This is a genomic window from Massilia solisilvae (genome assembly GCF_024753215.1).
Classification (GTDB): Bacteria; Pseudomonadota; Gammaproteobacteria; order Burkholderiales; family Burkholderiaceae_D; genus Telluria; species Telluria solisilvae.
Map to the genome: position 1 here is coordinate 547,140 of NZ_JANUGV010000002.1, position 24,554 is coordinate 571,693.

Annotated in this window: 21 protein-coding genes and 1 tRNA gene; 19 read left to right on the forward strand and 3 right to left on the reverse strand. The window is 64.0% G+C overall.

Annotated elements, in window-relative coordinates:
• Nucleotides 1-10: 10 nt before the first annotated feature.
• The 7 genes from tssF (at nucleotide 11) to NX773_RS10695 (ending at nucleotide 9,346) form a co-directional block, all read left to right on the forward strand.
• Nucleotides 11-1,864 carry a type VI secretion system baseplate subunit TssF gene (gene tssF, locus NX773_RS10665; RefSeq protein ID WP_258856307.1) on the forward strand — a complete coding sequence of 618 codons (1,854 nt, stop codon included), beginning with the start codon at nucleotides 11-13 and terminating at the stop codon, nucleotides 1,862-1,864.
• Complete coding sequence (tssG, locus tag NX773_RS10670) at nucleotides 1,828-2,913, forward strand: type VI secretion system baseplate subunit TssG (RefSeq protein WP_258856308.1); 1,086 nt, start codon at nucleotides 1,828-1,830, stop codon at nucleotides 2,911-2,913. The genes tssF and tssG overlap by 37 nt, the downstream gene beginning before the upstream one ends.
• Before the next feature lie 272 nt (nucleotides 2,914-3,185).
• Nucleotides 3,186-5,831 carry a type VI secretion system Vgr family protein gene (locus NX773_RS10675; RefSeq protein WP_258856309.1) on the forward strand — a complete coding sequence of 882 codons (2,646 nt, stop codon included), beginning with the start codon at nucleotides 3,186-3,188 and terminating at the stop codon, nucleotides 5,829-5,831.
• A 12-nt stretch (nucleotides 5,832-5,843) separates the two neighbouring features.
• Complete coding sequence (locus NX773_RS10680) at nucleotides 5,844-7,223, forward strand: hypothetical protein (RefSeq protein WP_258856310.1); 1,380 nt, start codon at nucleotides 5,844-5,846, stop codon at nucleotides 7,221-7,223.
• A 3-nt stretch (nucleotides 7,224-7,226) separates the two neighbouring features.
• Nucleotides 7,227-8,006, forward strand: a complete 780-nt coding sequence (locus tag NX773_RS10685) for a hypothetical protein (protein WP_258856311.1) — start codon at nucleotides 7,227-7,229, stop codon at nucleotides 8,004-8,006.
• A 44-nt stretch (nucleotides 8,007-8,050) separates the two neighbouring features.
• A complete protein-coding gene (locus NX773_RS10690; RefSeq protein ID WP_258856312.1) occupies nucleotides 8,051-8,329 on the forward strand; it encodes a PAAR domain-containing protein in 279 nt (92 codons plus the stop codon).
• Nucleotides 8,330-8,398: 69 nt separating this feature from the next.
• Nucleotides 8,399-9,346 carry an enhanced serine sensitivity protein SseB C-terminal domain-containing protein gene (locus NX773_RS10695; protein WP_258856313.1) on the forward strand — a complete coding sequence of 316 codons (948 nt, stop codon included), beginning with the start codon at nucleotides 8,399-8,401 and terminating at the stop codon, nucleotides 9,344-9,346.
• 440 nt (nucleotides 9,347-9,786) lie between these two features.
• On the opposite strand, the gene NX773_RS10700 is transcribed toward NX773_RS10695, so the two are convergent.
• Together NX773_RS10700 and NX773_RS10705 are read right to left on the reverse strand one after the other, a co-directional pair.
• Nucleotides 9,787-9,861, reverse strand: a tRNA-Arg gene (locus NX773_RS10700).
• A gap of 136 nt (nucleotides 9,862-9,997) precedes the next feature.
• Complete coding sequence (locus NX773_RS10705; protein ID WP_258856314.1) at nucleotides 9,998-10,300, reverse strand: hypothetical protein; 303 nt, start codon at nucleotides 10,298-10,300, stop codon at nucleotides 9,998-10,000.
• A 157-nt stretch (nucleotides 10,301-10,457) separates the two neighbouring features.
• On the opposite strand from NX773_RS10705, the gene NX773_RS10710 reads away from it, so the two are divergent.
• On the forward strand, nucleotides 10,458-12,374 hold the full coding sequence (locus tag NX773_RS10710) for an ATP-binding cassette domain-containing protein (RefSeq protein ID WP_258856316.1): 1,917 nt from the start codon (nucleotides 10,458-10,460) through the stop codon (nucleotides 12,372-12,374).
• Nucleotides 12,375-12,502: 128 nt separating this feature from the next.
• Here NX773_RS10710 and NX773_RS10715 read toward each other — a convergent pair whose 3' ends face one another.
• Nucleotides 12,503-12,802, reverse strand: a complete 300-nt coding sequence (locus NX773_RS10715) for a hypothetical protein (protein ID WP_258856317.1) — start codon at nucleotides 12,800-12,802, stop codon at nucleotides 12,503-12,505.
• 252 nt (nucleotides 12,803-13,054) lie between these two features.
• Between NX773_RS10715 and NX773_RS10720 the strand changes: the two genes are divergently transcribed.
• The 11 genes from NX773_RS10720 to epsI all read left to right on the forward strand — a co-directional run bounded on the left by NX773_RS10720 (nucleotide 13,055) and on the right by epsI (nucleotide 24,553).
• The gene (locus NX773_RS10720; RefSeq protein WP_258856318.1) at nucleotides 13,055-13,780 is read left to right on the forward strand and encodes a CAAX prenyl protease-related protein; all 726 of its coding nucleotides are present in this window, start codon (nucleotides 13,055-13,057) and stop codon (nucleotides 13,778-13,780) included.
• Nucleotides 13,781-13,817: 37 nt separating this feature from the next.
• The gene (epsL, locus tag NX773_RS10725) at nucleotides 13,818-15,008 is read left to right on the forward strand and encodes an XrtB/PEP-CTERM-associated polysaccharide biosynthesis outer membrane protein EpsL (protein ID WP_258856319.1); all 1,191 of its coding nucleotides are present in this window, start codon (nucleotides 13,818-13,820) and stop codon (nucleotides 15,006-15,008) included.
• Nucleotides 15,009-15,030: 22 nt separating this feature from the next.
• The gene (locus NX773_RS10730) at nucleotides 15,031-16,410 is read left to right on the forward strand and encodes an undecaprenyl-phosphate glucose phosphotransferase (protein WP_258856320.1); all 1,380 of its coding nucleotides are present in this window, start codon (nucleotides 15,031-15,033) and stop codon (nucleotides 16,408-16,410) included.
• 161 nt (nucleotides 16,411-16,571) lie between these two features.
• Entirely contained in the window at nucleotides 16,572-17,687 is a 1,116-nt protein-coding gene (gmd, locus tag NX773_RS10735; protein WP_258856321.1) for a GDP-mannose 4,6-dehydratase, read from the forward strand.
• A gap of 4 nt (nucleotides 17,688-17,691) precedes the next feature.
• On the forward strand, nucleotides 17,692-18,741 hold the full coding sequence (gene fcl / locus NX773_RS10740) for a GDP-L-fucose synthase (RefSeq protein ID WP_370662242.1): 1,050 nt from the start codon (nucleotides 17,692-17,694) through the stop codon (nucleotides 18,739-18,741).
• 29 nt (nucleotides 18,742-18,770) lie between these two features.
• A complete protein-coding gene (locus tag NX773_RS10745) occupies nucleotides 18,771-19,796 on the forward strand; it encodes an EpsD family peptidyl-prolyl cis-trans isomerase (protein WP_307728524.1) in 1,026 nt (341 codons plus the stop codon).
• Between the two features lie 36 nt (nucleotides 19,797-19,832).
• Complete coding sequence (epsE, locus tag NX773_RS10750; protein ID WP_258822310.1) at nucleotides 19,833-20,621, forward strand: polysaccharide export protein EpsE; 789 nt, start codon at nucleotides 19,833-19,835, stop codon at nucleotides 20,619-20,621.
• 35 nt (nucleotides 20,622-20,656) lie between these two features.
• Entirely contained in the window at nucleotides 20,657-22,066 is a 1,410-nt protein-coding gene (gene epsF, locus NX773_RS10755) for a chain length determinant protein EpsF (protein WP_258856323.1), read from the forward strand.
• Between the two features lie 16 nt (nucleotides 22,067-22,082).
• Nucleotides 22,083-22,955, forward strand: coding sequence for a chain length determinant protein tyrosine kinase EpsG (epsG, locus tag NX773_RS10760; RefSeq protein WP_258856324.1), 873 nt, complete (start codon nucleotides 22,083-22,085; stop codon nucleotides 22,953-22,955).
• On the forward strand, nucleotides 22,956-23,864 hold the full coding sequence (xrtB, locus tag NX773_RS10765; protein ID WP_258856325.1) for an exosortase B: 909 nt from the start codon (nucleotides 22,956-22,958) through the stop codon (nucleotides 23,862-23,864).
• Nucleotides 23,861-24,553, forward strand: coding sequence for an exosortase-associated protein EpsI, B-type (gene epsI / locus NX773_RS10770; protein WP_258856326.1), 693 nt, complete (start codon nucleotides 23,861-23,863; stop codon nucleotides 24,551-24,553). The genes xrtB and epsI overlap by 4 nt, the downstream gene beginning before the upstream one ends.
• The last annotated feature ends 1 nt before the right edge of the window (nucleotide 24,554 follow it).

Genomic DNA, 24,554 nt, shown 5'->3' on the forward strand with positions numbered 1-24,554 from the left:
CGCCGCTCTCATGGACGAATTGTTTGCGAAGTACGAGCACGAGCTCGTGATCCTCAGGTCCCTGTGCCGGGAGTATGCGCAGCGCTATCCGAAAGTAGCGGCCAAGCTGCAGATGGGGGGCGAAGCGTGCGACGACCCGCACGTCGAGCGGCTGATCCAGGCGGTAGCACTGCTCTGCGCCCGCGTCACCAAGCGGCTGGACGACTCGTATCCTGAATTTACCGAAGCGCTGCTCAACCTGCTGTTCCCCCACTTCTTGAGGCCGTTTCCATCGTGCGCGATCGCGCGGTTCGTTGGCGAACCGGACGCGGACGGCCAGGCAGCAGCGATCGCCGTGGCGCCGCGCGGGACGCAGCTCGAGACCGCGCCGGTACGCGGCGTACCGTGCACCTTCAAGACAGTGTATGACGTTGCGCCTGGCGGCGTGATGGTGGCATCGGCGAGCTTCGAATCGATGATTTGCGCGCCGGTCGGAACGCGCCTGCCGCAGGGGACGACATCATCGCTCACGCTAGTCCTGGAGTCCATCAAGCCGGGCATGCCGTTGTCCGCAAAGGAGCCGGGCACGGTGCGGCTGTACGTCGACGGCGACTCGTCTTTCTGTGCCACCCTGCGCGACGTGTTGTTCATGCACACCGCCGGCGCGTACGTGCAGGTGGGCGAGGACGGTGCGTGGCAGCGGTTGGTGGAAGTGCCGATCAAGCCGGTCGGCTTTGCGGATGACGAAGGGCTGATCCCGTTCAAGGCGCAGTCGCATGCGGCATATCGCATCTTCGCCGAATATTTTGCGTTCCCCGAAAAATTCAACTTCTTCGACATCGACTTGGCGGCAGTGCTGGCGCGTGTGCCCGAAGACTGCAACCGCGTCACGTTGCGCCTTGCGGTCGCCGACGTGCGACCCGACTGCGACAAGGCGCGCATGCTGGCTAGCCTCTCGGCGGAGAACCTGCTGCTGGGCTGCACACCGGTGGTGAACCTGTTCAGCCAGCCGGGCGTGCCGATCACGTATGAGCAGATGTCCGCCGACTACACGCTGCTGGCCCACAATGGTTGTCCGCAGGCGTTCGAGGTGTACTCGGTCGACAAGGTGCACATGGTTCGCCAGGATGGAAGCGGCAGGGCCACTGCCGTCGAGTTCTGCCCCTTTTACTCGCTGCGGCACGGCGAGGAAGTGGATGTGCCCAAAGGGCGCTACTGGCTGATGCGCCATGACGAAACGCTAGCCTTGACCAGTCCGGGTCACGAGAAGTCGATCACGCTCGTGAACTCGGACTGCGAACCTCAACAGATTGAACGAAATTCCCTCTCGGTCGAGCTAAGCTGCACGAACCGTGACCTGCCATGTTCGGTCAAGGTCGGCGCGCCCGAGGGCGATCTGTTTTTGCCAGGCGCCGCGCGCAGTGACCTTATCCGCTTCTTGCGCAGGCCCACGCGTCCACTCAGGCTGGAGAAGGGACCCGATACCGACTGGCGCCTGATCTCGCACCTCGCCCTCAATCACCACTCACTATTCCAGGAAGGGGCTGCGGGACTGCGTGAGATGCTCGCCCTTTATGATCTCGCGCAGACCCCAGTGTCGCGGCGGCAGATCGGCGGCATCGTCGACCTCGAGCAGAACGAGACCACCGCGTGGATTCGGTACAAGCGAGGGGCATCGCTCGCGCACGGCACCGAGGTACGCCTCACGCTGGACGAGGAGGCCTTTGTGGGCGCTGGCCTGCACCTGTTCGCGCAGGTCCTCGATCACTTCTTCAGCCTGTTCGCCTACGTGAACAGCTTTGTCGAACTCGTCGTCCTGTCGCACCAGAGCGGAAAGGAACTGTTCCGATGCCAGCCCAGAAGCGGACGTATGAGTCTGCTGTAATCGATCTGCTGCTGGATGAACCGCAGCGGTTCCAGTTCGTGCAGCTTGTGAATCTGCTGTTGGGCGTCCTCCGGCGCCACGGCGTTCCCTACGAACGCGCGTTCAAGGAAGTGCTGCGCTTTCAAAACAGCCTGTCCCTGGCGTTCCCGGCGAGCGAAGTCCACGCGGTCGAGGTCGAGCCGAAGGCGCCGCTGGACAAGCGCGATGGCGTGCGTGCGATGCAAAGCGGCCAGGTGCGCAAGATCCGGATCACTCCCGCATTCGTTGGTTTGCTCGGCGCTACCGGCACGCTGCCGCTGCATGACACGGAGCGGCTCGCGGCGCGGCAGTCGATGGACGGCGATGCGAGCCAGCGCGAACTGATGGACGTCTTCTCGAACCGGCTGGTCGGGTTATTCTACGAGGCCTGGGGGAAGTACCGGGTCGAGCATGGGATCGACGTTCGCGGCCAGGACCGGCTGCTGCCGATGCTGATGGCGCTCGCTGGCGTCAGGACGCATGCCGCGAACGGATTGGCCAGTGGCCGGGTACGGGCTGAAACCAAGGCCTATTACGCATCGCTCTTGAGAACACGGCCAGTGTCCGCCGCCACGGTCGAGCGGGTTCTGGCCGACTACTTCGGTGTGCCGATCCAGCTGGAGCAGTTCGTCGGCAGCTGGGATCCGATACCCGAGAACCGCCGCAGCACACTCGGCACCACCAATCCGACGCTAGGCGCAGGCACGGCGCTCGGCGTGCGGCTGTGGCGCCACGACCTGCGCGTTCGGCTGCATGTGGGGCCGCTCGAGGAAGCGCAGCTTGCTGAGTTCCTGCCTGGCGGCGCTGCGCGGCGAGCGATGGAAGAGATGGTGACACTGTTCGCCACGCCCACCTTGCGTTATGAAATTCGCCTGTTGCTGGCGCCCAGCTGCGTCAAGCGCATGACGCTCTCGACGCGCGCCGATCGCAGGCGGCTTGGTTGGGACACCTTCCTGACCGGGACCGCCGGCGTTACGCAATGTCCCGAAATCGGCTCGATGCTGCGTCTTCGTGCCGGCGTGCCGCGCTGATCCGTGCCAGGAAATGGCAGCACGCAAAGGGCCTGAGCACGTTCCGCCTCGTGTCGGGTTGTGACAAAGAGGCAATACGAGCAAAACTGTAGGCGCTGCCAGCACAGGCGGATTGATACTGATCAAGCTCAGTCAGCGCTGTCGGAGACTTCCGATTGCTCGGCGCGCGTTGACTGCTGTCAAGGTTGCTGCCAGCACAGCGCGGTAACGTAGCTGCTGCACAATTTTCCTTTTACGCTACGCCCACACCGGGCGACCAGTGGAGGCAGGTAATGAGCGGGAGCCAGGTAATTGCGGCCGGAGCCGCGCTGTCGGCGTTTAGCGGCGACTCGCAGCACAACCGCTTTATGCGGCTCGAGTTCCCCTTCCAGGACGGGCCGCACACTGCCACCCTGCTCGTGAACACACTGCACGCGCACGAGGAGCTCTCGCGCGACTTCAGGTTCGACGTGGAGGTGCTGTCCGACGATGCGCGCATTCCGCTGAAGAAGATGATGGCGCGGATGGTGACCATCTCGCTGGTGCGCGAGGACGGCTCGCTGCGGTACTTCAACGGCTACGTGACCGAATTCAGGTTCGTGCGCACCGACGGCGGCTTCGCGTTCTACCACATGGTGCTGGAACCGTGGCTCGCATTCGCGCGGCTACGCAAGGACAACGTGTCTTTCCACGGCAAGAGCGTGCGAGAGATCACCGAGGCGACGCTGACGCACTACCGCCAGGCCGACTGGCACATGAACACGTTCGACGACGACCCGAGACTGACCGTCGCCAACCAGCACAACGAGAGCGACTACAACCACCTGCACCGGCGCTGGGAGGTGCGCGGACTGCATTACTGGTACGAACACCGCTTCGACGGCCACAGGCTCGTCTTGTCGGACAGGAGCGTGCTGGCCGAGCCGATTGACGCGACCCGGCATGACGACGCGGACGTGATCCCGTTCCGCGACAAGGGCGGGGCGCTCGAGGACGACGGCATCCGCGAGTGGACTGCGGTGCGGCGCCTTGGTTCGGGCAAGACCACGCTGGCCAGCTTCGACTACAAGAACCCGGTTCCCCAGCGCGCGAGCGTTGGCTCGGCCAACCAGCAGGGCGATTTCTTCCCGCACGAGGTCTACGAGAACACTGGCGCCTACGGCTTTCGCACTCGGATCGATGGCGAGAAGCTCGCGCAGCAGCGCATGGTGGAGCAGGACAAGGACACGCAGTACTTTGAAGCGGCCGGGAACGACCGGACGGTGCAGCCGGGCCGCACGTTCAAGCTCGGTGGCCATTTCAGTGCCGATCCGCGGTCGGTGGAGTACGATCCCGAGCCGCGGCGCAGCATCGCCGACCGCGACTACCTGATCCTCGCTGTCGATCACGAGGCCAGCAACAACTACCTGGCCGGTCGCGGTGCGCCGTCGCACTACGAGAACAGTTTTACCTGCATACGCAAGGACATCCACTGGCGGCCCGGGCCCAGCTACAACAGCGAACCGTGCGCCAACCCGGGCGTGCAGACCGCGACCGTCGTCGGGCCGGCCGGGTCGGAAATCCACACCGATGGCCTGGGGCGCGTAAAGGTGCAGTTCCATTGGGACCGGCTGGGCAACTACGACGAGAACAGCTCGCCGTGGATGCGGGTGATGGTGCCGGCCGCGGGCAACCAGTTCGGCCAGGTCCGGCTGCCGCGGGTGGGCGAGGAGGTAGCGGTCGTCTACCCGGACGGGAACATCGACCACCCACTGATACTCGGCGCGCTCTACAACGGCCGCCACATGCCGCCCTGGAACCTGCCGGGGCAAGCAGCGCTGAGTGGTCTGCGCAGCAGGGAGCTGGCCGGAGGCGGCGCACGGGGTAACCATCTCATCCTGGACGACACCAACCAGCAGATCCAGGCGCAGCTCAAGAGCGACCACCAGTGCAGCCAGCTCTCGCTCGGGCACATCACGCGGATCGAGGACACGACCGGGCGCAAGGATGCACGGGGCGAAGGCTGGGAGCTCCGCACGGACGGACACGGCGTGGCGCGCGCCGCACAAGGCATGCTGATCACGACTGAGGCGCGGACCTCCGCTCGTGGCCACATCAAGGATATGGGCGAAACGATTCAACGTCTCACCGCTGCTCGAGAAATGCAGGAAGGCCAAGCCGAGCTGGCCGAGCAGAATGGCGCCCAAGAGAAGCTGGGACAACAGTCGGACGTTGCAAAGGCGCTCAAGGCCCAGATCGATGCGACCCGGGGCAAGGATGCCGGCGCAAACAAGGCCAGCTCGCCGGAGTTGGCCGAACCACAGCTAATCCTTGCGAGCCCCGCCGGCATTGCGACCACCACTGCTCAGTCCACCCACTTCGCCAGTGATCTGAACACGGCGATCACCACGGGCAGGAGCGTTTCCATCGCCGCTGGCGACGGCTTCTTCGCGAGCGTCCGGCAGACGTTCCGGCTGTTCGTGCAAAAGGCCGGCATGAAGCTGATCGCCGCTGCAGGCGATGTGGACGTCAAGGCTCTCACCGACAGTATCAACCTGCTGGCCAAGCTCAGCATTACCCAGACGGCAAACCGAATCGTCATTAGCGCCAAAGAGGACATTGTCATCAACGGCGGCGGCAGCTACGCGAAATTCAATGCAGGTGGAATCGAATTTGGCACCAACGGCACTTTCGTCGCTCATGCCGCTTCCCACCACCTCCCTGCAGCAAAAGGTATGGCGGCTCCTAGCCTGAACAGCAATGCAGTTGATGTCTCCGTCAAGCGCGATTTGCATCTGGAGTACGTCGATGCTGACGGCAACCCCCTGCAGCATGATCCGATTCAAGCACATGCCTGGGACGGGCAAATGCATGACAGGACGTTGGATGCGGAAGGGAAAGCCACCATTAGCGACGTCTCCAGGGGCTCGTTCAGAGCTGAACAGATCAAACGAAAATAGTCGAGGTAAAGGATGCCAACCGAGGTTAAGCACGCAGATGACGAGATGGCTGTGCAAGAACATTGTATCGACCTACCCGGGGAAACGGTCCAGTGCTGGCTCGGCGGCGGAACCGATAAGCTCAAGGTTATATTACGTAAGCACCGGGATGTGATTTTCGATATCAAACTTGGGAACGGAAAGACCTACACCCTCGAGACCACTGAGTCGGATTTTTATAATCCCAGGGATAAGAAGCTCGTCTATGCCGCGCGCCGTGATAAGGTAACTTTCAAAGATGGCGAGCGAATGCACGTATGGGTAAGCAGGGGCTTCCGCGGCGCCCTCGTCCTTAAATGTGATGGCCATGTCATCTCTGAAGTAAAGCCCAATGAATGGGATACTCATCGCCACACTGAGGATCCGAAAGAGAAACCTGCCCCAATCATTATCGCACTCGCCCATTCTCCCGCGGCGCCAACAGCACCGGAGTCACACAGCCAGTCGCGTCACGGAAGCATGGACGATTCTGCGCATTCACTTCATGTGCATGAGGTATCGCCGCGCGGCGCCCCGCAATACATACTTGAGTTCTTTGAAAGTGGCGCAGAGTCCTTGCACGTAGACAGCGAAGATATCGTTACGAGAAACTGGATAATAGGGCAGCTCGCAGGCGTAGGGGGATACGCGTTAGACAATCATGCTTGGGTTAAAGAGCTTGTCGGTTGCAGATTTCACTTGCAGCGAGTCGTACACCGAGCCGGCCCGAAAGTGTATATGATTTTCAACGGTAACAACAGAATTCGTGAGGTGGTTTCGGCATCGCGATACGGCCTGAGCCATCCGAAGATTGTAAAAATTACTGGTGGGGCTGGCGGGGCCACGCAGGCTTGGGACGCGGCTAAAGGTGCAGCCAAAGATTCCATTAAGGTTTTTGCAAAAGAAGAAGGCAAGATGGTATTAAAGGGAGGAGCTATCACCATTGGTTTCACAATAGCAATTGACGTGGCAGAATGGTATAAAGACTATTCGCAGATTGGGGCGGACGGAAAGCCAAAAAAAGACTTTGTTGACCTGTTTGCAAAAGTCGGGATCGACCTCATGAAAGCTGGACTAGTGGCGGCTCTAACAACTGCCACCGTGGCTGCCTTGTTTTCCGGATTGGCGCTCATCGGTGTAAGTATTGCGGCGCCAGTGGTATTGGTAGTGCTTGGCACACTTGCAGTCGCTGCGGCATGGACATATGCCGTCGAGAAAGGCGATAAAGCGATTAGCCGTGCGCTGGGCGAAGCTGATTCAACGACCTGGTGTTCGAAAACATTTCGGGATACCGCTCGCTATCTTGCTGAGGTGAGCAAGGACGTTCGATATCAGCGTTATGAACTTGTTCCAGTGCTTCCAATCATGAGGTGAAAAATGGGAAAGCCGAAGACGGAAGGAGATCTGGCGCAACCAGGAGGACACTTGAGAGTGCTAGTTAGGTTCGCTTCGCTCGGCGGGCTTTTTATTTCTATGCTTGGCACTGCACTCATTTGGGCCGGAACCGATTCATTTAATTGTTCGTCTGCTGTATGGAAGGCGTCGTTGGGATTGAATCTCGTTCTTTCTGGGCTTGTGTGGCTGGTCTATTTGCCCTTTAGGAACACCGACCGGGTTCTTGGGAATGGTCTACTCGCGATGTTCATGCTGTTTAGTATGTTTTGGGTGTTCGGCTTCGCGATGTTATATTTCTATCCGCTGTTCGCGCCGATGAGTTCTTGGGCGCGCGTTATCGCGTTGGTTGGGATTACGTCATTATTAATTCATCGCGCTTTTGCGATTTTCCGAGACATAGAAAAGGCGTTGAGCGGTAATAAGGGCCTGCTCGCCCGAATGTATTGCGATGAGGGTCGATCGATCACTTTTAGTAGAGAGGCTGTCGGGCTCTTGGAGCGAGCCCGTACGGACCGTAACCCCTTCAGGTCGTACCATGTTTACGCAGCAATGGTCGTGGCTCCGTTCGTCCTTGTCTTAAATAGAATATTGAGCCCGATTTTCGGTGACGGCCACGGGCTGTTCTTAGTGCTGGGCTTTTTTGCTGTTCCTATCACGCTTTGGGGCGTTGAGATATTCGTCCAAACAATCGTGACAATGATTTGCTACCCGATTAGATTGGAGAGAAGTACCGGGAAGCCGGTATTGCTTAAAGACTGGTAATGCGGCTGAAGGGACGGATTAGGATACAAAGGGAGCGTACTCGAATGACGCTGAAAATAATTACGGTCGGTGATAGGACCGATCACGGTGGTACTGTCATCAGTGGCTCGCCTACACACGACATCAGGGGGCGTTCCATTGCCAGGCTCGGCGATAAAGTCGATTGCCCCGAGTCGTACCCGGGCGGGAAGCCGCACGGTGTAAACAAGATCATAACGGCCCACAGCACATTTACGGCCGGCGGCATCCCGGTTGCGGTTGAGGGCTGCACAACCGAGTGCGGGTGCAAGCTAATTGGCAGTCTGCCGGCTATGGTGGATTAACCGGCGCCCAATCCTCGCGGGCCGTTCTCCGTTCCCCAGGCTATATCTCAACCACAGGAGCCGCTCCCCATGGAACGACTAGAATCAGCACTCGCCACAGCGGCCGCTGACCCGGCCGCGCGCCCGGAGTTTTATCGGATACTCCTCGAGTCCGAGATCTATGTACTCGGGTCATCCAACGCTCCTGGTGAGGGAGGGCAAACGCTGCCCGCCGGCGCAACCCTTTCGCTTGCGCAGTGGAAGAAAGCAGATGGGACGGCGGTGATCCCTTTTTTTGCGAGCATGGAAGCGCTGCAGCGCGCGTTAAAAGAGCCAGCGCAGTACCTGGCGATGCCGGCAAGGGCATTTTTTGAGATGACGAGTGGCGCGCGTTTGGTCATCAACCCAGCGTCGGACTATGCGAAGGAGTTTGCTCCACACGAAATCGCAGCGCTGCTGAGAACCGGCGTGAACTCCACGCTGGCGGTCGACGAGGTGCACGAACCGAGGAAGGTTCTGCTGGGGCAGCCGGCCGAGTACCCCGCGGCCATGGTGACCGCGCTGGCAAAACTAATGGCGAGGCATGCTAGCGTTAAGGGTGCGTATCTCTGCTTGATGCATGACCCGTCCGCGAGCGACAAGCCCGCGCTGGTCGTCGGTTTGGAGGGCGAAGGTGACCTTGTTCAGGTCATACAAGAGGCAGGATCGGTGGCGGCGGACACCGCCCCGACTGGGTGGCCTGTGAACTTCGTAGAGATCAAGCGTGGACAGCCCGGAATCGCACGGCATATGTTCACCGCGGTGAGCCCGTTCTATGCCAGAAAACACGCGGATGGTGTTAGCGCATGGTTGCGTACACCCGCGGGGCGTGCGCTTTGTGTCTTCGCCATCATCCTTGGGATAGTGCACCATGCGCTGTTCCCACAAGTCCCGAGCGCGATCGCGTGGCCGGTCATATTCTGCATTTTGATGGTCTGTGTCTTGTTGGCGACCCGTGGGAAAAGGCCAACGCTTCCGGCCGAGCGGTCGCCCAAATAGACTCGACTGCGTGACCGAAAGCCGAGCACCCGCGTGCTCGGCTTTCTAAAGCCCCGTTTGCAGTTTAATGTCGGCACGCACCTGTTCACATAGTTGGTCCGGGGTGCAGCCTTCTCCCAAGTAGGCAAGCGCCAGGAGTGACAGGGGGTGTGGCAGATTGAGATTGACGTTTTGAAGACGCGCCTCGCTCGTGAGTTCGCGCATTCTCGAACGCAATTGGCTTTTGCCCCCGACCACTTTGATTGTCGAACGAACACATCTGTCAGGGCCATGTCGTGTCCCCTGTTGGTCGACGGCGCCGTCGGGGACCGAACTGAACGCCGCACATGCCAACATGAAGGATGAGCTTGGTTGAGGCGACGCCGGCGTTTGCGTCAGAGCAGAGGAGGTGTATTTTGAGATGCGGTGAGACCACCGCGAGACGACCTGGAGCGAAGGGTTGGTCCCCCCGACTGGAATCGAACCAGTATCCCACGCTTAGGAGGCATGTGCACTATCCATTGTGCTACGGGGAGGACGCGAGCGGCCGCAAGGCGCGGCGCGCTGGGCAGGACGGGCCTGCGGTTCGGCGAGCGGACGCTGCGTGGCAGCCCGGGATCGTGAACTGCCGCAATTATAGCCGAGGGGCCGGCACAATGGAAAATGCGCGGGTCAGCCCCGCTGGACGCACTGGTTATTGTTCTCCGAGCACAGGATCTCGACCACCATCCGCTTGCCGCAACCGGATACGCCCACCGAATACTGGGCGCGCACGTAACCGCCAAACGCCAGCGGCTGCAGCTCCTGCCGGTGGATCACCTGTCCCGTCGCTTGCGGGCAATCGAGCTGGAACTGGCCCCGGCGCTCGGCCGCGGCCACCGCTTCCGGCTCCATCTTGTCGACAAAGGGCGGCCCGGAGGCGCAGCCGCTGGACAGGAAAACGGGCACGAGCCCCAATAGCAATCGCTGATTCATGATGGCCTCGCCAGATAGGACGTCAGCAGTGTGACGCCCACGCGGCCCGGCCGCAATCGGCCCTTGGTCCCATCGCGGTAGGCCCAGCGGCTTGACTACCGGTACAATGCTGCTTCTTTGGTTTTCCAGCCGCGCGCGCCCGCGCCTTGTAAACGTTATGGCAGTCATCTCCCTCAGTTCCGCCCAGCTCGCCTTTGGCCACGTCGCACTGCTAGACCACGCCGATTTTTCGCTCGAAGCGGGCGAGCGCGTCGGCCTCATCGGCCGCAACGGCACCGGCAAGTCCTCGCTCCTGAAGATCCTGTCGGGCCGCTCCAAACTCGACGATGGCCTGCTGGTCATGCAGCAAGGCATCAACATCGCGTATGTGGAACAGGAGCCCGTGTTCAACCCGGACGACACCGTGTTCGACGCGGTGGCCGCCGGTATGGGCGAGCAGCAGGCGATGCTGGCCGAGTACGAGTCGCTGACCGGGCAGTTCGGGCAGGGCAACGACGAGGCGCTGATGGAGCGCATGCACGTGCTCCAAGCCCGGTTAGATGCGACCGACGCCTGGAACCTCACCAACAAGGTCGATACCACGCTGGACCGCCTGGGCCTGGCGCGCGACGCGAAGATGGGCACGCTGTCGGGCGGCATGCAAAAGCGCGTGGCGCTGGCCGTGGCGCTGGTCTCCGCGCCGGACGTGCTGCTGCTGGACGAGCCGACCAACCACCTCGACTTCACTTCGATCAAGTGGCTGGAGGCACTGCTGCGCGATTTCCGCGGCTCCGTGCTGTTCATCACGCACGACCGCAGCTTCCTGGACAACGTGGCCACCCGCATCATCGAGCTCGATCGCGGCAAGCTGCTTTCGTTCCCGGGCAATTTCTCAAAATACCAGGAGCGCAAGCGCGAGCTGCTCGCCGTCGAGGAAGTGGAGAACGCCAAGTTCGACAAGTTCCTGGCGCAGGAAGAGGTGTGGATCCGCAAGGGCGTGGAGGCGCGCCGTACCCGCAACGAGGGCCGCGTGCGCCGGCTGGAGGCGCTGCGCGAACAGCGCGTGGCGCGCCGCGACCAGCAGGGCCAGGTGCGGCTGGACGTGGCTGCCGGCGAGCGCTCCGGCAAGATTGTGGCGGAACTGGAAAATGTCTCCAAGTCGTTTGGCGAGAAGCTCATCATCAAGAATTTCAGCACCACGATCCTGCGCGGCGACAAGGTGGGCCTGATCGGGCCGAATGGCGCCGGCAAGACCACCCTCCTGAAGATCATCCTGGGCGAGGAGCCGGCCGACAGCGGCAAGGTGCAGCTGGGCACGCGCCTGAACGTGGCCTACTTCGACCAGATGCGCGCCCAGCTCAATGAAGAGGCGTCGCTGGCGGACACGATTTCGCCGGGCAGCGACTGGGTCGAGATCAACGGGCAGAAGAAGCATGTGATGAGCTACCTGGGCGACTTCCTGTTCGCGCCCGAACGCGCGCGCTCGCCGGTGAAGTCGCTGTCCGGCGGCGAACGCAATCGCCTGTTGCTGGCGCGCCTGTTCGCCAAGCCGGCCAACTGCCTGGTGCTGGACGAGCCGACCAACGACCTGGACATCGACACGCTCGAGCTGCTGGAAGAACTGCTGGAGGACTACACCGGCACCGTGTTCCTCGTCAGCCACGACCGTACCTTCCTCGATAACGTGGTCACGCAGGTGATCGTGGCCGAAGGCCAAGGCGTGTGGCGCGAGTACGTGGGCGGCTACAGCGATTGGGAGCGCGCGCGCAGCGAAGCGCCTGCTGCCGCGCCGGCGCCCAAGCAGAGCCAGCCCAAGCCGACCGAGGCGCCGCAGGCGGCCCAGAACGGGCCTGGCAAGAAGGTCAAGCTCAGCTACAAGGAGCAGCGCGAGCTGGAAGAACTGCCGCAGCTGATTGCCAGCCTGGAGGACGAGCAATCGGCCATTACCGCGCAGCTGAACGGGCCGGACTTCTACAAGACCAATCCGGCCGACGCCAAGCGCATGACAGCGCGCTACGCCGAGATCGAGGAGCAACTGCTCGAGGCGCTCGAGCGCTGGGAACAGATCGAGGCACGCGCGCGCGGCGAAGGCTAGGCCTTATACCTCACCGTCGTCGTCCCGGCGCCAGCCGGGACCCATGCCGAGCCTGCTGGGTGACGCGCGGACGACACCGCCTCAGCATGGGTTCCGGCTCTCGCCGGAACGACGGGGTCATGGGATAGTCAACCCGGCCCATCCGGCCACCCCATCTCCCGACCCTGCTCGGGCCACACCCCCATGCCACGCGCCACCCGCCGCAGCTCGGCCACGGCGCCACGCGCGCGGTTGCTGATGTCGGTCGAAGCCGCATCCGCGATCTTGCGCGTCTTGATGCCCGCGCTGTAGGCCTTGTCGCGGATCAGCGCGCGCCGGCGCCGGCCCTGGACCGGGTCCAGCAGGTACATCGCCAGCGCGCCCAGCGCAAACGCGCTAAGCACGTAACCCGCCCCCGATGCGGGACGCTCGGTGTAGTAGCGGTTCATCTGGTCTCCTTCCATCGCGCCGGGGCGCCTGTCCCGGTTCAGACAAGCCATCCCGCCGATGGTTTCGCAACACTACTTTTTCCCACCGAAAACCCTATCCCAAGCGGACTCGACTAAAAGCAGGCTTATGTCATTTAGCGCACAGAACGTGCGCGGCAGGCGCGTAAAGTTGAGTTGAGCGAGGCACCGGCCCGACGACTATTTGCCGTCAGGACGGTTCCATCAAGACAGTTCGACTGCCCCTGGAGAGACATGACCGAGCACGACGACACGAGGTTCGCTTCCGGCCCCCGGCCTGCTCCAGTCGATGCTCCCATGCTCAGCCGGGCTGCGTGGATGCGCATCCTGCCGTTCCTGGCCTACGTCGGGTTCATCTTTGCCGGCGACATGCTGGAACGGCTGGGCTACGCGCCTGACGGGCTGCGCTGGCTGTACCCGGCCAAGGTGGCGGTGGTGGCGCTGCTGCTGGCTGTGTTCTGGCGGCATTACGCGGAACTCAGGCATGCCAGCCTCAGTCCGAAGGGGGCGCTGGTGGCCGTGGCCACGGGCGCGCTGGTGCTGGTGTTGTGGATCAACCTGGACGCCGGCTGGATGATCGTCGGTTCGCCCGAAGGCTACGACCCGCGCGCGGATGGCCGCATCGACTGGCTGCTGGCCGCGGTGCGCATCGCCGGGGCGGCGCTGGTGGTGCCGGTCATGGAGGAATTGTTCTGGCGTTCGTTCCTGATGCGGTGGATCGCATCCCCGGATTTCCAATCCGTTGATCCATCACAACTGGGACTGAAGAGCTTCGTTATCACAAGCGTCCTGTTCGGCTTTGAGCACAACCTGTGGTTGGCGGGAATTGTTGCCGGTCTCGCCTACGGCTGGCTCTACCAGCGGCAGCGCACGCTGTGGTCGCCGATCGCCGCCCATGCGGTGACGAACGGCATGCTCGGCATGTGGGTAGTGGCGACCGGTAACTGGTCGTTCTGGTGATTTTTTTCAGCTAATGAGATTCGATAAGACAAATAACATGTTGCCTCTCCGTCCCTTGGCGCTCATCGTCGGCGCTCTGTTTGCCGCCCCGGTCCTGGCCGGGCCACTTGATGCATGGCATCTGTACGCCGGGGTCGGCTACGGCCATGACGACAACCTGCTGCGCGTGCCCGACAATGCGCCCGCGTTCGACAACACGCGTGGCGACTCGTGGTGGCAGGGCGACGCGGGTTTCCTCTTCGATAATACCTACAGCCGGCAGCGCATCACTGCCGTTGCCAAGTTGTCGGACGTGCGCTTTTCCCATTTCAAGCAGCTGAATTACCAGGGCAAGGATTTGGCGGCAACGTGGTACTGGCAGCTTGGCAACCACCTGTCCGGGCAGGCTGGCAGCACCTACACCAAGGTGCTGGCACCTTACACCGACTTCTACACCAACCAGCGCAACCTGCGCGTGCAAAAGCGCAACTTCGTCGATGGCGCGTGGAGCTTCCATCCAAGCTGGCGCGCGCGCGCCGCGTTCTCGCGCGAGAAGTGGAGCTACGAGCTCACCAGCCAGCTGTTTAACAACCGCACCGAGGATACGACCGAGCTGGAAGGCGACTACGTGCCGGCCAACGGCAACACGGTCGGCCTGGTGCTGCGCAAGATCAAGGGGCGCTACCCGTATGGTCGTCCGGTCGGCTTTTTCATTGTCAACAACGATTTCACCCAGGACGAGATCAAGGCACGCCTGAACTGGATCATCACCGGCTCGACCACGGTGCAGGCGCTGGCCGGCTACGCCAAGCGCGACCAGCCCTCGTTCGGCAGCGGCACCACCAAGGGCGCCAACGGCCGCATCACGCTGCTCTACACGCCGCGCGGCAAGATCGGCTACAACGCCGCCATCTGGCGCGACTTTGCTCCGCTGGAAAGCACGCTGGTGGCCTACACCCTCAACAAGGGCGGCAGCGTGGGCGCGATCTGGGACGCCACCGCCAAGCTCAAGGTGGAGGGCAGCGCCGTGTACGAGCACCGCCAATACGACCCGCGCCAGGGCGTGGTGGCGCCGTCGGACATCAGCGATTCGCTGCGCACCGCCACCGTGCGCGCCACCTGGACCGTGCGGCCGGCGGTACAGGTGGCGGCGGCCTTCGTGCACCAGTCGCGCAGCGGCTCGATCGCGCTCGGGACCGGCAGCTATACCTCGAACATGATTACCCTCAACGCAAGCGCGCAGTTCTGAGGATGACACCCGGACGACGAACATGACGGTCAACGACATCCCGATCATTTCGTTCTTCCAGCGCGTGCTCGACCCGCTGATCATCATGGGCTCGCTGTACCTGTGTTCGCTGCTGTTCGGCGAGCCGTTTTCGGGCTACTCGCTGGTGTTGATGATCCTGGCCTTCTTCATCTCGACGGCGGTGTACCAGCACATCGACCCCTACCGCACCTGGCGCAGCGGCCGCATGCTGGCCTACGCGCGCGACACCATCTTCGGCTGGTGCGTGACCATCGCGGTGCTGTGGTTCCTGGGCTCGTCCAGCGGCCTGAAGTACTACTACGACGAGCGCGTGGTCGGCACCTGGATGGTGGCGGTGCCGCTGATCCTGCTCACCAGCCACATCGCCGTGCGCCGCGCCGGCTCGCCCGACAAGCGCAAGGAGATCAGGAGCGTGCTGGTGGTGGGCGCCAACGACCTGGGCCTGCGCTTTGCGCGCGTGTGCGACGAGCACCCGAACCTGTTCATGCAGGTCCACGGCTTCTTCGACGACCGCGGCGACGAGCGCCACCCGCCCAAGCTCACCCACCCGATGCTGGGCAAGATGGGCGACATCGTCGCCTACGTGCGCCAGCACAACATCAAGATGATTTTCATCAGCCAGCCGATCTCGGCCCAGCCGCGCATCCGCAAGCTGATCGACGAGCTGCAGGATACCACCGCATCGGTCTATTTTTTGCCGGACGTGTACATCTTCGACCTGATGCAGGCGCGCTTCGATACCGTCGGCGGCATGCCGGTGATCGCGATCTGCGAGACGCCGTTCATGGGCCTGAACAGCATGGTCAAGCGCGGCAGCGACATCGTGCTCGCGTCCATCATCCTGCTGCTGCTGGCGCCGCTGATGCTGGCGGTCGCGCTGGCGGTGCGGGTGACTTCGCCCGGTCCGGTGATCTTCCGCCAGCGCCGCTATGGCCTGTATGGCGAGGAAATCATCGTCTACAAGTTCCGCTCGATGACGGTGCTGGATGATGGCGACAAGGTGGTGCAGGCCAGTCGCGGCGACCAGCGCGTGACGCCGATCGGGGCCTTCCTGCGCCGCACCTCGCTCGACGAGCTGCCGCAATTCATCAACGTGCTGCAGGGACGGATGAGCATTGTCGGCCCGCGCCCGCACGCGGTCGCGCACAACGAGCAATACCGCAAGCTGATCAAGGGATACATGCTGCGCCACAAGGTCAAGCCCGGCATCACCGGCTGGGCCCAGGTCAACGGCCTGCGCGGCGAAACCGCAACGCTCGACCGTATGGAGGCGCGCATCCAGTACGACCTGGACTACCTGCGCAATTGGTCGGTGTGGCTCGACCTGTGGATCATTCTGAAGACGGTCAAGGTGGTGTTGACGCGTGAAAACGCTTTCTGAGTTTGATGGCTGAGTTGCCGGCTTAAGACCGGCTTAAAGAGGGCGCGCACGATTGGATTATCGGTTGCAGAGCACTCCACGCTGCGTAGAATTTTGTTGAGTTTGCAATATTTAAAGGCAGGCTCCGGCGCACTTTCCCGGGCCCAACAAGGATCGAGAACATGAAGAAAGCGTTGATCACCGGGGTGACCGGGCAGGACGGTTCCTACCTCGCCGAGTTGTTGCTGGAGAAGGGCTACGAGGTCCACGGCATCAAGCGCCGCGCCTCGCTGTTCAACACGGACCGCATCGACCACATCTACCAGTCGCCGCAGGCCGCGGACAAGAATTTCTTCCTCCACTACGGCGACCTGAGCGACACCTCCAACCTCACCCGCATCATCCAGCAGGTGCAGCCGGACGAGGTGTACAACCTGGGCGCGATGAGCCACGTGGCGGTGTCGTTCGAGTCGCCCGAGTACACCGCCGACGTCGACGCGCTGGGCACGCTGCGGCTGCTGGAGGCAGTCCGCTTCCTGGGCCTGGAAAAGAAGACGCGCTTCTACCAGGCCTCCACCTCCGAGCTGTATGGCCTGGTGCAGGAGACCCCGCAGCGCGAGAACACGCCGTTCTATCCCAGGAGCCCGTACGCGGTGGCCAAACTGTACGCGTACTGGATCACGGTCAACTACCGCGAGGCCTACGGCATGTATGCCTGCAACGGCATCCTGTTCAACCACGAATCCCCGCGCCGCGGCGAGACCTTTGTCACGCGCAAGATCACGCGCGCGCTGGCCAACATCGCGCAAGGGCTGGAACAGCAGCTATTCCTCGGCAACCTGGACGCGTTGCGCGACTGGGGCCATGCCAAGGACTACGTGCACATGCAGTGGCTGATGCTGCAGCAGGACGCGCCCGAGGACTTCGTGATCGCCACCGGGCGCCAGTATTCGGTGCGCCATTTCGTCGAAGTTGCCGCGCGCGAGCTGGGCATCGAACTGGCCTGGCAGGGGAGCGGCGTCAACGAACGTGGCGTTATCGCGTCCATCAAGGGGGATAAAGCGCCAGGGGTTGCGGTAGGGCAACCGATCGTCGCGGTCGATCCCCAATACTTCCGCCCAACGGAGGTCGAGACGCTGCTGGGTGACCCCGGCAAGGCGCAGCGCCGCCTGGGCTGGGAGCCGCGCATCAGTTTCGAGGCGATGGTGCAGGAGATGGTGCAGTGCGACCTGGACACGGCGCGCCGCCACAAGCTGCTCAAATCGCATGGTTACGACGTTGCAATTTCTCTGGAGTGAAGTGTTGAATACCTCACAGCCCCGCATCTACGTCGCCGGCCACAAGGGGCTGGTCGGCGCAGCCATCGTGCGCGCGCTCGCCGCGCGCGGCCACACCAACATCGTTACCCGCAGCCATGCCCAGCTCGAGCTGACCGACCAGGCCCAGGTGCGCGAGTTCTTCCGCACTGAGCGCATCGACCAGGTGTACCTGGCCGCGGCCAAGGTGGGCGGCATCCACGCCAACAACACCTACCCGGCCGAATTCATCTACGACAACATGATGGTGCAGGCCAACGTGGTGCATGAGGCCTGGCGCGCCGGCGTGCACAAGCTGCTGTTTCTCGGTTCCTCCTGCATCTACCCGCGCCTGGCGCCGCAGCCGATCCGCGAGGAATACCTGATGAGCGGCATGCTCGAGCCAACCAACGAGCCGTACGCGATGGCCAAGATCGCCGGCATCAAGCTGTGCGAGAGCTACAACCGGCAGTACGGCACCGACTACCGCAGCGTGATGCCGACCAACCTGTACGGGCCCGGCGACAACTACCACCCCGAGAACAGCCACGTAATCCCGGCCCTGATGCGGCGCTTCCACGAGGCCATGGAAGAGGACGCGCCCGAGGTGGTGATCTGGGGCAGCGGCAAGCCGATGCGCGAATTCCTGTTCGTGGACGACATGGCGGCCGCCTGTGTGCACGTGATGAGCCTGGACCACGGCACCTACGCCGCCTCCACCGACCCGATGCACTCGCACATCAACGTGGGCACCGGCGAGGACGTCACCATCGCCGAGCTGGCCCGGCTGGTGGGCCAGACGGTCGGCTACCGCGGGCGCATCGTGTTCGATACCAGCAAGCCGGACGGCACGCCGAGGAAGCTGCTGGACGTGTCCAAGCTCAGGGCGCTCGGCTGGCAGGCCAGCACGCCGTTGCCGGAAGGATTGCGCCGCACCTACGCCGCGTTCCAGGCGTTGCAGACCGAAGCGGACTCATCAACGTTAGTTCACGAACAGAGGCTCAATCGCGCCCATCCCAGAATGATGAATGTCTCCCGACCCAACAGCGCGGCCTGATCGGGCCCGCACCGTCCGAGGAAAAAATCTTGAACAACAACACCCTGTCCACCATGAACAACACGTCCAAATCCACCCACAAGCGCGCCGCCGGCACGGCGCTGGTGCTGCTGGCGGCGCTGCTGGCCGGCTGCGGCGACAAGGCCAAGGAGTCCAAGCCCGGGCAGGCGCTCGCGCGCGTGGACGGCAGCGAAATCACGGTGCTGCAGCTGAACGAGGAACTGGCGCGCGCCGGCGTGCCGGCCAGCCAGCAGCAGGCCGCCAGCAAGCAACTGTTGCAAGCGCTGATCGACCGCCAGCTGCTGGAAAACGAAGCGGCCAAGGAAAAGCTCGACCGCGACCCCAAGGTGATGCAGGCGATCGACCGTGCGCGCGCCCTGATCATCGCCCAGGCCTACATGGCCAAGAAGGTCGGCGCCACCCAGCGCCCGAACAGCACCGAGGTCGAGGAGTACTTCAACAAGCATCCCGAGTTCTTCACCAACCGCAAGCGCTTTGACATGAACGAGCTGGTGATCCCGGCCGCCAGCCTCACGCCGGACCTGCGCAAGGCAGCCGACGGCGCCAGGTCGCTCGAGGAGGTGGCGGTGTGGCTGGACGCGCACAAGGTCAAGTACGCGAAGAGCCAGGTCTCGCGCACCAGCAGCGACCTGCCGCCGCAGGTGTCGCAAAAGCTGCTGTCGCTGCCCAAGGGCCAGATCTTCGTGGTCAACGAGGGCGACCGCGCGATGCTGATCTCGATCGCCGACGTCAAGGACGCGCCGGTGACGCTGGACGTGGCCGGCCCGCAGATCGAGCAGGCGCTGGCGGGCGAGAAGAACAAGGAACTGGCCGCCGCCGAGATCAAGCGGCTGCGCACCAACGCCAGGATCGAATACCTGAACAAGGACCTGGCGCTGGACCCGAACGCCCCGGCGGCCAACCCGGCGCAGTCGGTGGCCGGCACAGCGCAGGCGGCGCCGGCGCCTGGCGCCGCGGCGCAGGGTGCGCCGGCCGCCGGCCAGGCCGGGGTGGACAAGGCTGCGCTCGACCGTGGCGTGGCCGGACTGAAGTGATGGCAGTGATTTGAAACCGAACGAGAGGGAGTGAACATGAAACGAATGGTGCGATGGATGATGGCGGCCGTGCTGGCCACGGCGGCGGGCCTGGGTGTGGCCGCCGAGGTGCTGCTGGGGCCGGGCGACGTGGTCAAGATGTCGGTGTACGGCAGCCCTGACATGTCGGTCGAGACCCGGGTGTCCGAAACCGGCGCGATGACCGTGCCCTTGCTGGGTCCGGTGAAGGTGGGCGGGCTGTCGGTGGCCGCGGCCGAGAAGAAGATCGGCGACGCGCTGGAGAAGGGCGGCTACCTCAAGAAGGCCCAGGTCAATCTCCTGATCACCACGCTCACCAGCAACCAGGTGTCGGTGCTGGGCCAGGTCAACCGCCCGGGCCGCTATCCGGTCGAGGGCAAGCGCAAGGTGCTCGACCTGCTGGCGCTGGCCGGCGGCATTGCCGTGGACGGCGGCGACACCGTGGACCTGGTGCGCACCCGCGACGGCAAGACCACGCGCGAGACCATCGACATCGTGGACATGGTGCGCAAGGGCGAGCTGGACCGCGACTACGAAGTGACCGGCGGCGACGTGATCTATGTGCAGCGCGCGCCGCGTGCCTACGTGATGGGCGAGGTGCAGCGGCCGGGCGCGTTCCGCGTCGAGCGCGGCATGACCGTGCAGCAGGCGGTGTCGGCCGGCGGCGGCCTGACCGCGCGCGGCAGCAGCAACGGCTGGCGCATCACCCGGCGCGACCCCAGCGGCCAGGTGCAGACCATCGACGTCAAGGCCAGCGACCTGGTGCAGACCGACGACGTGATCACGGTGCGCGAGAGCTGGTTCTGAGCGTTTTCTTGTTCCCCCGATAAAGGAAGCGTGCCATGAACGTCCGTCAATTCTTGCTGATCCTGTACGCCAGGAAAAAGATCATCCTGTGGACCCTTGCCGCCACGGTCGCGCTGGCCCTTGGCTGGAGCCTGATCCAGCCGAAGACCTACAAGGCCACGGCCTCGGTCCTGCTCAACTACAAGGGGATCGATCCGCTGACCGGGATGGCCGTGCCGAGCCAGCTGATGCCCGGCTACATGGCCACTCAGATCGACATCATCGGCAGCAAGAACGTGGCGCGGCACGTGGTCGATGCGCTGCACCTGGCCCAAAGCCCGGCCGTGGTGCAGCAGTTCAACGACGCCACCAACGGCCGTGGCGACGTGCGCGACTGGCTGGCCGACCTGCTGCTGCGCAAGCTCGACATCGTGCCGGCGCGCGAGTCGTCGGTGGTGGAGGTCAGCTTCAAGGGCAGCGACCCGGCGTTCGCGGCGGCCGTGGCCAACGCTTTTGCCGAGGAATACCAGAAGCTGACGGTGCAGCTCAAGACCGAGCCGATGAAGAAGACCTCGTCCTACTTCAACGAGCAGACCAAGCAGCTGCGCGACAACCTCGAGGCGGCCCAGGCGCGCCTGTCCAAGTACCAGCAGGAAAAGGGCATCGTCAGCCTGGACATGAACCGGGTGGACGTGGAGCTGCAGCGCCTGAACGATTTGTCGGCGCAGCTGGTGGCCGCGCAGGCCGCCGCGATGGAGGCCAACTCGCGCGAGCACGTGGCCGGCGCCGGCGCCAACTCGCCCGATGTCGCCAACAACGCGCTGGTGCAGAACCTGCGCGTGGGCCTGGCCAGCGCCGAGGGCAAGCTGGCCGACACCTCGGCCCGCTACGGGCGCAACCACCCGCAATACCAGGCCGCGCGCGCCGAGGTGGACAAGCTGCGCGCCGAGCTCAACACCGCGATGGGCAACGTCACCAGGAGCGTGGGCAACAATGCGGCCGTGCTGCGCCAGCGCGAAGCCGACCTGAAGAATGCGGTGGCGGCCCAGAAGACCCGCGTGCTCGAACTGAACCGTGCACGCGACGAGCTCGGCGTGCTGCTCAAGGACCTGGACTCGGCCCAGCGCGCGTTCGACGCCGCCAGCCAGCGCTTCTCGCAGACCCGCATCGAGGCCCAGTCCGAGCAGTCCGACGTGGCGATCCTGAACCCGGCGGTGGCGCCGGTGGACCCGTCCGGCCCGCGCGTGCTGCTCAACACGCTGGTGTCGATCATGCTGGGAACCATCCTCGGCGTGGGGCTGGCGATGCTGCTCGAGCTGCTCAACCGCCCGATCCGCTCGAGCTCGGACCTAAAGGACATGCTGGGCATTCCCGTGCTCGGCACCATCGAATGGAAGCCCGGACGCGGCCAGGGCGGCCGGCTGGCCGCCCTGATGGCGCCGCGCCGCCTGCTGCGCCTGAACTAACCAAAGGGACACGACCATGAACTCACCCGTGCTGTCGGCGCTGTCGGCCGACCATTCCGCCGCCGAATCGCGCATGGGCGCCTTGCTGCTCGACTCGGGCAAGCTGACGCCCGAGAACGCCGAGCGCGTGCTGCGCACCCAGAAGGAGCTCGGCCTGCGCTTCGGCGAGGCGGCCGTGCGCCTCGGGCTGGTTTCCGAGGACGACATCGCCCAGGCGCTGGCGCGCCAGTTCGCCTATCCGTATCTGCAGAAGGGCCAGGCCACCCTGTCGCCGCGGCTGGTGGCGGCCTACGAGCCGTTCGCGCCCCAGGTCGAGTCGCTGCGCGCGGTGCGCAGCCAGCTGATGCTGCGCTGGTTTGCGCGCGGCCGGCGTGCGCTGGCCATCGTCGGCATGGACGAGGACGACGGCGCCAGCCTGTTCGCGTCCAACCTGGCGGTGGTGTTCTCGCAGCTGGGCGAGCAGACCCTGCTGGTGGACGCCAACCTGCGCGGCCCGCAGCAACAGGAAACCTTCGGCCTGAAGCCGCGCCAGGGCCTGTCCGACCTGCTGGCCGGGCGCGCCGACCTGGACGTGATCGCGCGCATCCCGGCCTTCGTCGACCTGTCGGTGATGCCGTCCGGGACGCTGCCGCCCAACCCGCAGGAACTGCTGGCGCGCGAAGCCTTCCGCAACCTCAACACCCAGCTCGAAAGCCGCTACGACGTGGTGCTGTACGACCTGCCGCCGTTCGCGCGCGGCGCCGACGCGCTGGCGGTGGCCGGGCGCGCCGGCGGCGTGCTGCTGGTGGCGCGCAAGCACCGCACCCGGGTCGCCGCCATCACCCGCGCGGTCGAGCAGCTGGTGGACGCCGGCGCCGAGGTGCTCGGCTCGGTGGTGGTGGAGTTCTGAATGAACGTCCAGGTGCGCCCCCGCATGTCGCTGGCGCCGGCCGCGCGCGCCGTGCTGCCCGAGTGGTGGCCGGTGTTCGCCGGGCTGGCGATCCTGTTCGTGCCCACTTTCTACGACCTGTTCACCGGGGCCTGGATCGGCGAGGAGCAGGGCCACGGCCCGATCATCTTCGGCCTGGCGCTGTGGCTCATTCTCCGCAAGTGGCCCGAGGTGCTGGCCGCGACCACGCCGCCGCGCGCGAGCTGGGCCGGCTGGCCGGTGCTGGCCATTGGCCTGGCGGCGCACCTGCTGGGGCGCTCGCAGCACATCCTCATGCTCGAGATCGGCTCGATCATCGCCGTGATGGCCGCCGTGCTGCTGGTCAAGCGCGGCGCGCGCGCGCTGGCCGTGCTGTGGTTCCCGTTCTTCTTCATGATCTTCATGGTGCCGCTGCCCAGCGAATTCGTGGCCGCCGTCACGCTGCCGATGAAGATGGCGGTATCGTGGGCCACCGAGCACCTGCTGTTTGCCGCCGGCTACCCGATCAGCCGCACCGGGGTGATCCTGCAGATCGGCCAGTACCAGCTGCTGGTGGCCGACGCCTGCGCCGGCCTGCAAACTTTGCTCACGCTGGAGGCGCTCGGGTTGTTCTACCTGAACTTCATGCGCCACCCGTCGGCCTTCCGCAACGTCGGGCTGGCGCTGTTCATCATCCCGATTTCGTTCTCGGCCAACGTGATACGCGTGATCGCGCTCACGCTCATCACCTACTACTTCGGCGACGCCGCAGGGCAGGGCTTCCTGCACGGCTTTGCCGGCATGGTGCTGTTCCTCACCGCGCTCACGCTGATCCTGTCGGTCGACTCAAGCCTGCAGTGGTACCTGCGGCGGCGCGACGCTGCGCTCGTGCGCGACAAGGTGCCGGCATGAACCGCCGCTTCGTCGCCAGCTGCGTGCTCGGCGCCGCCATGGCGCTGACCTCGGCCCTGACCGGGGCGCTCACGCCGACCGTCCACGTGGCCAGCGCCGCCGACCAATTCAGTCTTGAGGCGATGGTGCCCAAGCGCTTTGGCGGCTGGAGCGTGGACGACAGCATGGTGCCGCTCAAACCGAACCCCGAGCAGCAGACCGTGCTCGAGAAGATCTACGACCAGACCCTGGCGCGCACCTACGTGAACGCCGAGGGCCAGCGCGTGATGCTGTCGATCGCCTACGGCGGCGACCAGAGCAAGGCGCTGCAGCTGCACCTGCCCGAGGTGTGCTACGTGGCCCAGGGCTTCCAGATGGTCAAGGAGCAAAGCGGCACGCTGCCCACCCGCTTTGGCGCGCTGCCGGTCAAGCGCCTGGTGGCGCGCCAGGACCAGCGCAACGAGCCGATCACCTACTGGGTCACGATCGGCGACAAGGCGGTCCTGTCGGGCATCGAGCAAAAGCTGCAGCGGCTCGCCTACGGCCTGTCCGGCAAGATCCCCGACGGCATGCTGGTGCGCGTGTCCACCATCCAGCCCGGCGCCACCGAGGCCTACAAGGTGCAGGACCGCTTCGTCAACGACATGCTGGGCGCCATGGCCGCGCGCGACCGGGCGCGCCTGCTCGGCGCCAGCGGCAAACAGGGCTGAT

What these genes read in the sequence shown, in the direction of transcription:
- tssF (WP_258856307.1), top strand. Translation starts at nt 11, where the DNA reads ATGGACGAATTGTTTGCGAAGTACGAGCACGAGCTCGTGATCCTCAGG.
- tssG (WP_258856308.1), top strand. Translation starts at nt 1,828, where the DNA reads ATGCCAGCCCAGAAGCGGACGTATGAGTCTGCTGTAATCGATCTGCTG.
- NX773_RS10675 (WP_258856309.1), top strand. Translation starts at nt 3,186, where the DNA reads ATGAGCGGGAGCCAGGTAATTGCGGCCGGAGCCGCGCTGTCGGCGTTT.
- NX773_RS10680 (WP_258856310.1), top strand. Translation starts at nt 5,844, where the DNA reads ATGCCAACCGAGGTTAAGCACGCAGATGACGAGATGGCTGTGCAAGAA.
- NX773_RS10685 (WP_258856311.1), top strand. Translation starts at nt 7,227, where the DNA reads ATGGGAAAGCCGAAGACGGAAGGAGATCTGGCGCAACCAGGAGGACAC.
- NX773_RS10690 (WP_258856312.1), top strand. Translation starts at nt 8,051, where the DNA reads ATGACGCTGAAAATAATTACGGTCGGTGATAGGACCGATCACGGTGGT.
- NX773_RS10695 (WP_258856313.1), top strand. Translation starts at nt 8,399, where the DNA reads ATGGAACGACTAGAATCAGCACTCGCCACAGCGGCCGCTGACCCGGCC.
- NX773_RS10705 (WP_258856314.1), bottom strand. Translation starts at nt 10,300, where the DNA reads ATGAATCAGCGATTGCTATTGGGGCTCGTGCCCGTTTTCCTGTCCAGC.
- NX773_RS10710 (WP_258856316.1), top strand. Translation starts at nt 10,458, where the DNA reads ATGGCAGTCATCTCCCTCAGTTCCGCCCAGCTCGCCTTTGGCCACGTC.
- NX773_RS10715 (WP_258856317.1), bottom strand. Translation starts at nt 12,802, where the DNA reads ATGAACCGCTACTACACCGAGCGTCCCGCATCGGGGGCGGGTTACGTG.
- NX773_RS10720 (WP_258856318.1), top strand. Translation starts at nt 13,055, where the DNA reads ATGACCGAGCACGACGACACGAGGTTCGCTTCCGGCCCCCGGCCTGCT.
- epsL (WP_258856319.1), top strand. Translation starts at nt 13,818, where the DNA reads ATGTTGCCTCTCCGTCCCTTGGCGCTCATCGTCGGCGCTCTGTTTGCC.
- NX773_RS10730 (WP_258856320.1), top strand. Translation starts at nt 15,031, where the DNA reads ATGACGGTCAACGACATCCCGATCATTTCGTTCTTCCAGCGCGTGCTC.
- gmd (WP_258856321.1), top strand. Translation starts at nt 16,572, where the DNA reads ATGAAGAAAGCGTTGATCACCGGGGTGACCGGGCAGGACGGTTCCTAC.
- epsE (WP_258822310.1), top strand. Translation starts at nt 19,833, where the DNA reads ATGAAACGAATGGTGCGATGGATGATGGCGGCCGTGCTGGCCACGGCG.
- epsF (WP_258856323.1), top strand. Translation starts at nt 20,657, where the DNA reads ATGAACGTCCGTCAATTCTTGCTGATCCTGTACGCCAGGAAAAAGATC.
- epsG (WP_258856324.1), top strand. Translation starts at nt 22,083, where the DNA reads ATGAACTCACCCGTGCTGTCGGCGCTGTCGGCCGACCATTCCGCCGCC.
- xrtB (WP_258856325.1), top strand. Translation starts at nt 22,956, where the DNA reads ATGAACGTCCAGGTGCGCCCCCGCATGTCGCTGGCGCCGGCCGCGCGC.
- epsI (WP_258856326.1), top strand. Translation starts at nt 23,861, where the DNA reads ATGAACCGCCGCTTCGTCGCCAGCTGCGTGCTCGGCGCCGCCATGGCG.